The 12,149-nt window shown below is 43.3% G+C and carries 10 protein-coding genes; 7 read left to right on the top strand and 3 right to left on the bottom strand.

All coding sequences use genetic code 11. The annotated features are described in order from the left end of the window. The first annotated feature begins 6 nt into the window (after window positions 1–6). The 5 genes from AC1RM2_RS21560 (at window position 7) to AC1RM2_RS21540 (ending at window position 7,172) form a co-directional block, all read left to right on the top strand. Window positions 7–1,707 carry a RagB/SusD family nutrient uptake outer membrane protein gene (locus AC1RM2_RS21560; protein ID WP_492987228.1) on the top strand — a complete coding sequence of 567 codons (1,701 nt, stop codon included), beginning with the start codon at window positions 7–9 and terminating at the stop codon, window positions 1,705–1,707. A 192-nt stretch (window positions 1,708–1,899) separates the two neighbouring features. Further along, window positions 1,900–5,007 carry a glycosyl hydrolase gene (locus AC1RM2_RS21555; protein ID WP_492987227.1) on the top strand — a complete coding sequence of 1,036 codons (3,108 nt, stop codon included), beginning with the start codon at window positions 1,900–1,902 and terminating at the stop codon, window positions 5,005–5,007. A 94-nt stretch (window positions 5,008–5,101) separates the two neighbouring features. Continuing rightward, window positions 5,102–6,658, top strand: coding sequence for a glycoside hydrolase family 28 protein (locus tag AC1RM2_RS21550; protein ID WP_492987226.1), 1,557 nt, complete (start codon window positions 5,102–5,104; stop codon window positions 6,656–6,658). Between the two features lie 125 nt (window positions 6,659–6,783). Then, entirely contained in the window at window positions 6,784–6,930 is a 147-nt protein-coding gene (locus tag AC1RM2_RS21545) for an NAD(P)-dependent oxidoreductase (protein WP_492987225.1), read from the top strand. Further along, a complete protein-coding gene (locus tag AC1RM2_RS21540) occupies window positions 6,864–7,172 on the top strand; it encodes an NAD(P)-dependent oxidoreductase (protein WP_492988264.1) in 309 nt (102 codons plus the stop codon). Before AC1RM2_RS21545 ends, AC1RM2_RS21540 begins: the two co-directional genes overlap by 67 nt. 331 nt (window positions 7,173–7,503) lie before the next feature. Here AC1RM2_RS21540 and AC1RM2_RS21535 read toward each other — a convergent pair whose 3' ends face one another. Then, complete coding sequence (locus AC1RM2_RS21535; protein ID WP_492987224.1) at window positions 7,504–7,692, bottom strand: hypothetical protein; 189 nt, start codon at window positions 7,690–7,692, stop codon at window positions 7,504–7,506. A 4-nt stretch (window positions 7,693–7,696) separates the two neighbouring features. Here AC1RM2_RS21535 and AC1RM2_RS21530 point away from each other — a divergent pair, with 4 nt between their 5' ends. After that, the gene (locus tag AC1RM2_RS21530) at window positions 7,697–8,773 is read left to right on the top strand and encodes an ABC transporter permease (RefSeq protein WP_492987223.1); all 1,077 of its coding nucleotides are present in this window, start codon (window positions 7,697–7,699) and stop codon (window positions 8,771–8,773) included. Window positions 8,774–9,055: 282 nt separating this feature from the next. Beyond that, window positions 9,056–9,544 carry a hypothetical protein gene (locus tag AC1RM2_RS21525; RefSeq protein ID WP_492987222.1) on the top strand — a complete coding sequence of 163 codons (489 nt, stop codon included), beginning with the start codon at window positions 9,056–9,058 and terminating at the stop codon, window positions 9,542–9,544. A 194-nt stretch (window positions 9,545–9,738) separates the two neighbouring features. Here the strand turns inward: AC1RM2_RS21525 and AC1RM2_RS21520 are convergent, their stop codons facing one another. Further along, a complete protein-coding gene (locus AC1RM2_RS21520; protein WP_492987221.1) occupies window positions 9,739–10,350 on the bottom strand; it encodes a gluconate 2-dehydrogenase subunit 3 family protein in 612 nt (203 codons plus the stop codon). Between the two features lie 2 nt (window positions 10,351–10,352). Further along, the gene (locus AC1RM2_RS21515) at window positions 10,353–12,110 is read right to left on the bottom strand and encodes a GMC family oxidoreductase (protein ID WP_492987220.1); all 1,758 of its coding nucleotides are present in this window, start codon (window positions 12,108–12,110) and stop codon (window positions 10,353–10,355) included. Window positions 12,111–12,149: the final 39 nt, after the last annotated feature.

Below are 12,149 nucleotides of genomic sequence, written 5' to 3'. Positions count from 1 at the left end.
ACGGAAATGAAAATCATTCAATCCATCATAAAAATTTGTTTTTTAGCGCTCCTGTTTGATGTAACGAGCTGCAAAAAAATAGACGATAAGTTCCTGAACAAAACACCCGAAACTTTTTACACAACCAGTAACACTTTCACTTCATCAGCTCAAATTGATCAAGCGGTCGTGTCTATTTACTCTCAGTTAAGAGATATGTGGGCTAACCCTACAGAGCAGGCCTGGACTTTTGTTTTTAGAGGAAACGGAACTGATATGTTTGATGTACCGAGCATACGCAGAGCCAATAGCTTTAATAATTATGGCACTATCAATGCCAACAACACTATTTTTTACCAGAATTATAGTGCCTGGTATCAAATTATAGCGAAGGCCAATTTAGCCATTTACAGTGCCGATCTTCCTAATATAAGCTGGGCAACACCGGCAGATAAAGCCTATACCGTGGCGCAGGCAAAGTTTTTCAGGGCTTTTGCTTATCGCAACCTGGCCGAACTTTTTGGTGGCGTTCCTATTGTAAAAGACGTTGCTACGGCTGCCCGGTTTGATTATAAACGTGCAAGCAGAGTAGAAACATACCAGTTTGCGATTGATGAGCTTTTATCTATTGAAAACGATTTACCTTTAACAACAGCTTCTGGAGGCCGCCTTGTTAAAGGTGCCGCACAGCACAACCTTTGTGAATTGTATTTGGCAATGGGTACACAATTGGCTGCCAATGGCGATGCTGCCGGTGCAAGTAAAGCATTTTCAAACTCCATTGCCTATGGTAATAAAGTAATTGATGGCGGCCCATACGCGCTGATGACAAACCGCTTCGGCGCCCGCAAAACGGAAACCCAAGGTAATGTATATTGGGATCTTTTTCAGGAAAACAATGTCAACTATCAGAACGGGAATACCGAATGTATTTGGGCAATAGAAATTGATTACGCGGCCTACCGGGCAGAAGATACCAGATCGAAATTACCTTATTCCAGAATATACGGCCCCGTTTTTCGCAATGGCTCACCTGCAAATTTAGGGGGTACATTAGAAGATGTCGGTGGAAGGGGGATTTCGCAGGTAACGCCCACCTTATACACAAGGGATAATATCTACCAAGGTACTTACGCTAATGATATGAGAAACTCAGAAGTCGTTTTCCGCCGCACATTTATAGGGAATGTACAGGGCTCGCCCTATTTTGGCATCCCGGTGCCATGGACGGTTCTTTATGACAATAAAGATGATCAAAGTCTTGATTATCCGGTATCTTGTAAAATAGCTACCGACAAATACACCGGCCTTGCCGATGGGGAAAACAGGAGTAACCTGTTCCGCGACGATTACTTCATCCGCCTTCCTGAAACTATTCTGCTGCGCGCAGAAGCCAAGCAGCGTAACGGCGATAAGGCAGGCGCTGCAGCCGATGTAAATTTGTTACGTAGCCGTGCAAATTGCGGTTACCTGGTAACTGCGAGCGACATGGATGACAAATTCAATACCATTCTTGATGAACGTGCACGAGAATTAGTATATGAGGAATGCCGTTGGAATACGCTGCTGCGTATGGGTGGGACGATTGCTACTGACCGCATCAAAAAATATGCGTTTTGGCCCGAAGCTCAGTCTACATTGACTTTTAATTATAACTTATGGCCTATTCCGCAATTGGTAATTGATGCTAATAAAGATGTTAAGCTGGCCCAAAACCCAGGTTGGTAGCAAAAAATGTTTTAAAATAGACATAAGAACACGGACAAATTTATCAACATTAGGTAGTAGTTTTGGCTACTCCTAATGTTGTTTTGCAAATTTAATTAGATTCGGCCATTGCCCACATCTGCATTTTCATAAAAAGAGGACATCATTTATTTTACTTCAAGGTTCAAAATATTGAAATCAAATCTCACCGTTATGTTGCTTGCCTGTAGTTTTGTGGCGGCGGCGCAAAATATTGATTATTCGTTAACTGCATCGCCTATAATCAACTATACGCAATTAGGCTTGGGCTTTAAAAGCCCCCCACGCGAAACCAGGTTAAGATGCTATTGGTGGTGGCTGAATAGTATGGCTACGAAAGAATCCATTACCCGCGACTTGGAACAGATGAAAGCTAAGGGTTACGGTGGCGCCTCACTTGTAGATGCAGGTAGCTCCAACTATTTGGTTGCCCATAAAACGCCGGCAGGACCTGTTTTTATGAGCCCCAGGTGGATGGAATTGTACAAACATGCGGTAAGGGAAGCACAGCGACTGGGCTTGGAGCTAAGTGTGAATGTTCAAAGCGGCTGGAACCCGGGCGGCCCTACCATTACTCCCGAACTTGCTTTAAAAAAGGTGGTATATGCCGAAGTACAAGTTACAGGTGGAAAAGAGGTTACCATAAAGTTACCGCAGCCAGACTCGCTCTTAATGTACCAGGATATTAAGGTACAGGCATTCAAAAAGAATATAAATGATACTTTACCAATAGAAAGCTTAATTCAAAATTGGAAACTTAAAACGTTCAACAGTAGTTTTGGGGCGATGGGGGTCTATCCTCTGAGTAAATTGCGTGATGAATATACCATTAGGCCTGTTTTTCGTGGCATACCAAAAGAATCTGTAATAGATCTTACCGATCAATACCAACACGGAATTTTAAAATGGAACGTTCCGCCGGGCGAATGGACAATTATAAGATATGGCTGGACTTGTACCGGCGCCAGAACCTCCACCAATAGTGATGGATGGGAAGGGTTTTCCTTAGACCACCTCAACCCAAATGCCTTTAAAAAGTTTAGTAAGGATGTAATTGAGCCACTGATCAATACCGCACAAGCTGCAGGGAATAGTGTTCACTTTTTGCAAACTGACAGTTGGGAAATGGGTAATGTGGGCTGGACAAATAACTTTGCTGCCGAATTTAAAAAATTCCGTGGGTATGATATTTTCCCCTACCTACCGGTACTGGCAGGCCACGTGATTGGCAGCGTAAAAGAATCTGATCGGTTTTTGTATGATTATCGGCAAACCATCGGCGATTGCATTGCTGCCTATCATTACCAGCTTTTTGCCGATCTTGCTCATGCACATGGTATGGGTATTCACCCCGAATCTGGCGGGCCCCATTCTGCACCTGTCGATGCTTTGAAAGTAATGGCCATCAGCGATTTTCCGCAAGGTGAGTTTTGGGCTATGGCTAATACCCACAGGGTAAGTGACGCAGAAAGACTATCTGTTAAACAAAGTGCTTGTGTTGCACATACTAATGGTAAAAGATTCGTGGCTGCTGAAGGTCCAACCTCTATTGGCCCGCAATGGGAAGAAGCACCAAAAGACTTGAAGAGTAATATTGACAGGGTTTTCTGCTCTGGGGTAAATAGGATTGTGTGGCACACCTTTACCAGTTCCCCAAAAGAATTTGGCTCTCCTGGTAATGAATACTTTGCCGGCACACACCTTAATCCCAATGTCACCTGGTGGAAACATGCAAGGGATTTTATCACATATCTTGATCGTTGTACTTATATGCTTTCACAAGGTTTATTTTCTGCGGATGTACTTTATTATTATGGAGACGACGTTCCAAATTTTGTATTCCTAAAAGAAGATGTTAAAGACCTTGCCTTTGGGCATGATTGGGATAAGTGTTCAAAAGATGCTATTCTAAACCGGATGTCGGTTAAAGATCATAAAATATTCTTCCCTGATGGAATGAGTTATCAAGTTTTAGTGCTACCGTCGGAAAATTCAATAGACCTTAAGGTACTACGCAAAATTGAATCGCTGGTAAAACAAGGCTTAATAGTAATCGGGCCAAGGCCACTAGTTGCTACGGGTTTAACGCTGTATCCGCAAAGCGACAAGGAAATAGAATCTATAGCATCGGCCATGTGGGGGCCAATAGATGGTGTAAACAGAACTGAAAACAATTACGGTAAAGGGAAAGTGATTTTTGGAAAAGATATTAACACCGTATTGGAGGAATTAAAAGTCGGTCCTGATTTTGCATTTACCAGTACCAAAGCCAATACCGCATTGGATTACCTCCACCGTACCGGGGAACAAACTGATATTTATTTTGTAGTGAACCGTTTTACCAGAACCGGCATAGATGATTTTAAATACCGCTATCTGACCACATTACCCGACAGGTATGAACAGACAGAATGTAGGTTTCACGTTTCCGGAAAAATACCTGAAATATGGGACCCGATGACCGGTACAACCGAAGAGGTGATAACTTATCGGGAAGAAAATGGCTACACTATCCTTCCACTGCACTTAGAACCTGGTGGATCACGTTTTATCGTTTTTAGGAAATCTAAACCAGCACCACATATTGTCAGCATTGAAAAAGATGGAAAGATATTCTTCCCCGGCAATCAGTTTAAAGCTGATGCAGGGAAATATATAGAGCTGCAAAAGAAAGGTAGTAGTATTTTAACTACCATATTCAAACCAGGTAAATACAAGATGATCTGGAGCGATCTGCACGCCAGTACTATTTATGCTGAACATCCGCTTAAAACAACTTTAATTTCCGGCGGATGGGATATTCATTTTGATACTTCCTGGGGTGGGCCCAACTTTATACATACCGATACTTTAAAATCTTGGACTGCCTTTAAAGACGAGGGGATTAAGTATTACTCGGGCAACGCAGTATACACAAAAAAAATATTCGTGAAAGCAGGTGACCTGAACAAAACCAAGTTGATGCTCGATTTGGGCAATGTGTTAGAAATGGCACATATAAAAGTCAATGGCCATACCCTAGGGTTAGGATGGGTAGCTCCATTTCAATTTGATATCACCCAATATGTAAAACCCGGTAATAACCAACTGGAAGTCGAAGTGACGAATCTCTGGCCTAATCGCTTGATCGGCGACGGGAAATTTGCGGCAGGAAAACGCCTTACGAAAACCAACATTGTTAAATTTGATGGCCCAAATGCAGAAAGCCTCCTTCGTGAATCCGGCTTATTAGGTCCCGTAAAATTGGTTTTTGTGCCGCAACTTCTGACCGCTTATAGATAACCCAGACTGCTGTTGATTCTATCAAAAGCCATCAATTATATTATTAAAACGCATTGCTTATCCATTAAACGCAATCAACTAACAACAAAAGTATATGATTTTCCCCCAAAAAAAATACCAGTCCTTTATTCTCATGACCCTGACGATTTTAACTATTTGCAATAAGATTTTTGCCCAGAAAATCAGCGAATACAATATCGTTCAGTACGGCGCAATCGGTGACGGAAAAAATCTTAACACTGAAATTATCCAAAAGGTCATTGACATGGCGCATGAAAAAGGGGGAGGTAAAGTAATCATACCTGACGGGCGGTTTCTAACAGGCACATTGCAAATAAAAAGCAATGTCGAATTAAACTTAGAAAAAAAAGCGGTGTTGCTGGGGAGTACAAATCCCTTTGATTATAAAAAGATCCCGATGCCCGGACTTCCCCAAAGCCCCAAAACAGACGATTTTCCACAAATGGCCTTGCTGGTTGCCTACAATGCTATGAATATTTCTATTACGGGGAAGGGCTTAGTAGATGGACAGGGAAGAGATCTCGCATTAAATATCGATAGCCTCCATCTAAATGGTATTGTCATTGACCCCTACTACTCTGTAGGAGCAAACAGACCCAACGAGAAAATGCGTCCGAAATTGATTGGTTTTGCTCAATGCAAGAATCTAAAGCTAACAGGAGTAAGCTTTAAGAACTCAAGTTGCTGGGGTCTGACATTTGAATTATGTGCCGATATGATATTAGACGGAATTAAGGTAACTAACCGTGCTTATTGGAACAATGATGGGTTGGATATTACTGATTGTAAAAATGTAAAAATTAACAATTGCCATATCGATGCCGCTGATGATGGTATTTGTTTAAAATCCTACTATCCCAGACATTTTAACGATTCTATCTATGTGACAAAATGTACTGTGATTTCCGGTGCGAGCGCAGTGAAATTTGGGACAGCATCATATGGAGGATTTAAAAATGTCACTATCGAAAATATTAAGATTTACGATACTTTTCGGTCCGCAATCGCAATAGAATCTGTCGACGGTGGTACCATAGAAAATATAAAGGTTGATCATCTTACGGCTAAAAATACTGGAAATGCAATATTTATTCGTCTTGGGCATCGTGGTGGAGTCGCACCAGGATCTGTCAAAAACATATATATGCACGATATCAGCGTGCAGATACCATTTCAGCGTGCCGATATGAACTATGATATAAGAGCCGATGAACCTGGTTATCACAACCCTTTTCCGTCGTCGGTAACAGGCATTCCAGGGTACAAGGTTCAAAATATTGTTCTTGATGATATCAAGATAACTTACCCTGGAAGGTCAACAAAGGGACAGGCTTATTTTGCTTTAAACCGGCTTAACAAACTCCCCGAAAAAATTCCGAATTATCCTGAATTTTCCATGTTCGGGGAACTTCCCGCCTGGGCATTTTACATACGCCATGTACAAGGTATCATTATGCGCAATATAAATCTGAAACTAAATAAAGATGATTTTAGGCCTGCTTTGGTATTGGATGACGTTAATGGGGTTATCCTAAATGAAGTGAAGTTACCGGGCCGTTCCGAAAAGGAAATCTTTTTGAAGGACGTGGATAATGCAAAAATCGATAGTACCTTAAATATTAAAAAATGACTCTTTTAGAAAGAATAGTCCTTATACTTTTTCATCCCGTACCACACCAGTAGGGATAAAGTGGTCAATATCGTCCAACATGGCTCTTAACATATTTCTCAAGGCGCGGGCGACACCTGTAGTGGGTGCCTTGTAGCTATTATATTACGCTGCATCCTCTGCTGAGTGGCCATTTAAGGGGAATTATCGGTACAAAGGAACTGGCATTAATGAAACCATCTGCCTATTTGATCAACAGCTCGCGCGGACCGTTGGATATAAGCCTGCCCTGATACAAGCGCTGAGCGAACAGAAAATTGCCGGCGCAGCTTTGGATGTATATAAAACTGAACCTTTGCCGACTGAGCACCCTTTACGGTCCCTATCAACTGTGATGGCAACGCCACATGTAGGTCATGTTGTCGAGCATACCTGCCTTGTGTCTTACCGGGATACTGTATTGCAGATAGAAGATTGGCTGAAGGATAATTTCCAGATAGCAAACGGCGTCATTTTGAAAAAATCAAAACAATAAATACAGGATTATGTCTATAAAGTTGATGTGGCCATATGTTTCGCTTTAGGTTGCTAACCCCGAAAATACTATAGTCAAACCGTACTATCCTTTAATTTTCGGATTTTCGAAAGGACTTGACCAGCCAATTTGATGCGATCTTGAACGATGATTTTTGTTGACGGCAAGGAGAAATCAAACGATCCATGAATTTGTTGGAATGGTAAAATATGATGGAACTGCCTGCGTGACATTTCAGAATAGCATGGTTATGCGCTTGCTTTTATTGTGCAACCACTATTCCAAAACATTACCGGTATTTTTTTAGGCCCGTCAGCGTTGTATACCGTACCTATTTTAGCTGGCTTGTTGCTAACCTGGTTTTTGGTAACGATTTTCGCAGGAAGTTATCCGGCATTTTCCATGTCGCGCACTTCTCCGCTTGTTTTAATGAACAAGCTAAGTTAAAACACTCCTTTGCCGACATTATCCGCAAATCGTTGGTAGTGTTCCAGTTTACATCTTCCATTATCCTGATCATTGCGGTGGTTGTAATTCTTCAGCAAGTATATTATATCAGGAATAAAGACCTGGGCTATAATCCAAACGGAGTTGTTGCCATATCCATTAAAGCTGCTCAAAATAAGCAGCAACTTGCTGCTTTAGTAAACGATTTAAAAAGCATGAACCAGGTGGAAAGTGTTTCGGCTGTTCAATCCATTCCCGACGATCGTGAAAGCGGCAGAAGTGTTAGAAAATTATCAACGGACAAAGAAGGTTATCCTACAAAAACCTGTCATAGCGATGGCTCTATTGTGAAAACAATGCAGTTAAAACTCCTGGCAGGAAGTTCATTGCCGCAAACCCTTGCTCACGGAGATACCAATTGTTATGTATTAATCAATGAGGCTGTGATGAAATATCTTGGGTTAAAAACACCCCAGGAGGCCGTTGGTCAATTTATCAACACCGAAATGCTGAACAGATCCATCGTTATGGGGGTAGTTAAAGATTTCAATTATCAGTCGCTCAAAAATGAAGTTGGCGGCTATGTTTATTATACCATGAATAAAGCGCCTGAATCGCTAAGTACCTTATTGGTAAGGTATCATACAAGGGATTTGTCGCGGCTTATACAGCAAGTACAGGGTAAATTTAAAACCGACCTGCCCAATTCCAGTTTCGACTATGAGTTTTTGGATACGCATATTCAAAACCTGTATACAGCTGAACAGCATACAGGCGGTATCGCAACCGTATTTTCGCTGTTGGCTATTTTTGTTGCATGCCTGGGGCTGTTTGGATTAGCCGCATTTATTGCAGAACAACGAACAAAAGAAATAGGTATCCGTAAAGTGCTTGGTGCAAGTGTGCCAGGCATCACCAAATTACTGACAGGCGACTTTTTGAAGCTGGTCATGATAGCTATCTTGATCGCATCGCCCGTTGCATGGTATATGATGAATAAATGGTTAATGGCATTCAGCTACAGAATAAATATCAACGCCTGGGCTTTTGTCATTTCAGGCCTCACAGCGCTTATAATTGCATTGCTTACTATTAGCGCTCATGCTATAAAAGCTGCTTTGGCCAACCCGGTAAAGAGTTTAAGAAGTGAATAAACCTGCCTTCAACTTCTTAAAAATCGGTTAAAGCAGCTTGGTTAAAATGATGCCCCGTAACACTACTACCTTAGATATCACTCCGGTGATCATCGGCATCGAATAAGATCCGGCCGATAGTGGTCTCCCGGAGTACATCTCAGAGGTGATGGCCGTCGCCTTTGTCGGCCGCCCATTTTTCTTGGCTTCTTTTGGTCGTTTTTTGCTTTTCTTCGGATAGCCTGCTGCTCATGGGAACAAATTGGAGAAAAAATGTAAAGACAATGGAATAATGCTAAAAATATGAGCATAACTTTATGGTCTTTAAATTTGACAGGCATGGTACCATTTCATTTACAATCCGGAAGCAATGCGCGGCTGCAGGCGACAAAAGAGGAGATCATCAGTAAGCGTCGCGGGGACATGATCCGCTGGGAGGGCTTCCGCCCTCCCCTGCCGGGTTCGAACAACGACCTGGGGCTTGGCGCGGTGGCGGAGGCGTTCCCGGGCGGGATATTTCCGGCCGGGGCCATCCATGAGTTTATCAGCAGCGGCCCGGAGGCGGCCGCGGCCTGCGGTGGGTTTATCGCGGGGCTGGTTCAGAAATTATTGGGCGGTGGCGGTGCTTGTCTTTGGGTCAGTTATACGCGGCGGATTTATCCGCCGGCGTTGAAGCTGTTTGGGGTGGATCCGGACCGCGTTATTTTCGTGGATGTGCCGCTGCAAAAGGATGCGCTCTGGGTGACTTTTACTACGGGTTCGCTTGCAAATACTGCCAGCCGTTTCGGGTAAAATTCAGGTACAAAGCCTGCAGTATCCGAAAGTCTTTGATTGGTGACCCTCGTTTGAGCGCTGCCAAGAAGAGGGGCAAGCGCAGCGATTAATAAAGCGATTTTTCTAAGTTTCATAATTGAAAGTTTTGGTCTTTTGTTCGGTTTTAACAGGACCCGGAAGGAATCTTTATTAGGGGGATGCGACATTTTACACTACACATTTTCCAAGCCATATCGCACAAGCACTTCGTGCGGCACACCCTTCCATTGATTTGGGGAATTCCCCTTATATCCCAGGTCATCAATGCCCATTTTACTGGTAAAAAACCCAATTGCGGTTAAATCTCTTAGTTTATTGAAGAACGCTACACCGGGTCGCATTTCAGCAGTGGCCATTGAAGGAAAGGCAATGGCTGTTATCATTGCTGTTTGCTGTCCATGGGAACACGATTTGAATCCGCTGCCGTATTTGTTAAGGCATTTCAGGTCGAGCCATTTTAATCCGCCGCGCAATGGCAGCTGATGCTCCGGTTCATCTTTCGCAATAAATTCGATAAACTCCGGAACCTTCGCATCGGTTGCACTCCCGCTTCTCTCGTCTCTTGGAATTATAATATCTACCAATACGGTGATGGTGGCCATTTCATGGGCATCAAAAAAACTTTCATTTTGTAGTCTTTTATCCCGCTCCGCCTCAAATGATTGCCGTCCGGTTGTATCGGGCACAATCTGGATATCCGGCTTCACCGATGGTTTACATGCATTCAGTATTGCAGTGGATGCCGCTGCAATGCTCATGACTTTTAAACTTTCTCGCCTGTTCATATTTAAATGTTTTGTTTCTTCTTCTGATCAAGAATAAATTCAGCTGAACGCATTGCAAGGGCAAGGATCGTCCAGGTGGGATTTTTTTCTGATTGCTGTGTGAATATTGAACCATCTGTTACGAATAAATTTTTGCAGTCATGTGACTGGCCATATCCGTTTACGGCAGAACTTTTTGGATCCTTACCCATTCTTACAGTACCCACCTCATGGATGCCTTTGCCGGGATTTGAAAGCCCCCAGTTGTTGGCCTCATTTGCAGCGCCGACCAGGGGAATTCCGTCCATTTGTTTGAACACGGAACTCATTGTTTCATGCATGTGTTTTGCCTGTTTAATTTCATCGGTGCCCCATTTATAATTGAATCGTAAAACAGGTATGCCAAACTTGTCGACTACACCGGGATCAATTTCACAGTAATTCGTTTCTTTCGCTACGTCGACGCCATGGCAGCCAAAGCCCGCAAGCGTTCCGTAAAAACTTCTGTAGTCATCTTTCAGGGATTTGCCAAAGCCCCCGCCTGGTTTTGTCTTTCCTGCCGCATCCGGTACATAACCATTGATCATCGGGACAATCGAACCCTCAAAACCGAAATACCCGCCATGGCTTGGCATCATCAGCCCGCCAAAGATCTCCAGGTGGTAACCCCGGGGAAAATCAAGTTTTTGTTTATCTGCCCACCAGGGCGCGTACAAATGCAGACTGCCAACCCCATCTTCATTAAATTTTGGCCTGTTCATTAATTTAGGAAGCACTACTAATCCGCCTGTTTGTGTTGAATCATGTAAATACTTTCCAATAACATTACTGCTGTTACCTAAACCATTCGGATGCTGTGCCGATTTTGAATTGAGCAAGATGCGCGCACTTTCACAGGTACCGGCAGCAAGAACGACTGTTTTGGCATTCACCTGATATTCCTGCATATCACCTTTACTCACATAAGATACACCGGTTGCCAGACCATTCTTATCGGTTATGATCTCTCTGACAACTGCATTTGTAATAACTTTAAGATTCCCCGTATTTATCGCGGGAATTACTAAACACGATGATGCAGAAAAATCACCATACACCTTACATGACCTTGCGCATTGACCACAATAAAAACACTGACCACGATCTTTATTGCCGGGAAGCGGCGTGGTTAATACTGAGCCCCGTCCGGGGATAACATTGATACCGGAACTTTTCAGAGCCTTCTTTACGAACAATTCGTTCAGTCGCGGTGCAGGTGCAGGAAGAAATATCCCGTCAGGATCATTTTCCAGACCCTCGTTCGTGCCGTACACGCCAATCAAACGGTCAATTTTATCATAATAAGGTTTGAGCTCTTCATAAGTGATCGGCCAGTTATCGCCAACGCCATAGGCGTCCCGGCATTTGAAATCTTTTGGCCCCATACGCAGCGAAATCCGCCCCCAGTGATTTGTCCTGCCCCCCAGCATTTTTGCACGAAACCAATCGAATTTCGTGTCGCCAACCTGAGTATATGGTTCACCTTCAATTTCCCACCCGCCATAGGCAGCATCGAAATCGCCGAGCGCACGCGTCGCATTACCGCCCCTTCTGAGGGATTCATATGGCCATTTTAGCTGCATTGAATCTTTCCTCGGGTCGAAAAACGGCCCTGCTTCCAGCATCAGTACTTTCAACCCTGCATTTGCTAAAACATAAGCCATCATACCACCTCCCGCGCCCGAGCCAATCACCACAACGTCGTGTACCTCTCCTGATTTCTTTATTTGGATCTCTCCCATAATATCTGAAAATTAGTTGGTGTTTATCAGTAACAACCC

The sequence above is a fragment of the Mucilaginibacter sp. GW822-FHT03E02 genome (genome assembly GCF_058801545.1).
Note: the sequence above shows the minus strand (reverse complement) of the source record. Positions and strands in the feature narration are given on the sequence as shown.